The organism is Buchnera aphidicola (Pemphigus obesinymphae) (genome assembly GCF_026122815.1).
Lineage (GTDB): Bacteria > Pseudomonadota > Gammaproteobacteria > Enterobacterales > Enterobacteriaceae > Buchnera_C > Buchnera_C aphidicola_BJ.
In genome coordinates this window covers 1-305 of record NZ_JAIWQW010000121.1, presented here as the reverse complement: position 1 = coordinate 305, position 305 = coordinate 1, and the positions used below count along the sequence as shown (strand labels likewise).

1 protein-coding gene is annotated in these 305 nt (G+C 29.8%); it reads left to right on the top strand.

Annotated elements, in window-relative coordinates; translation table 11 throughout:
• The coding region (locus LDP10_RS03395; protein ID WP_265197301.1) for a hypothetical protein at positions 1–305 on the top strand (305 nt) is incomplete at both ends.

The window sequence follows — 305 nt, the reverse complement described above, 5'->3', positions numbered from 1 at the left end:
TTAAATCCGGATCGTATTTCTTTACCTGATTTTGATATTGATTTTTGTATGGATAAGAGAGATAAAGTAATTGAACATGTATCAGAAATATACGGAAAAGAGGCTGTTGCGCAAATTATTACATTTGGGACTTTAACTGCAAAAGCAGTTATTAGAGATGTTGGTCGGGTATTGGGTTATCCATACGGTTTTGTGAATCGTATTTCTAAATTAATTCCGTTAGATTTAGGTATAACATTAAATAAAGCGTTATTGAATCAAACAGAGTTATTGGAATTATATAAATCAAATGTAGAAGTAAAAAG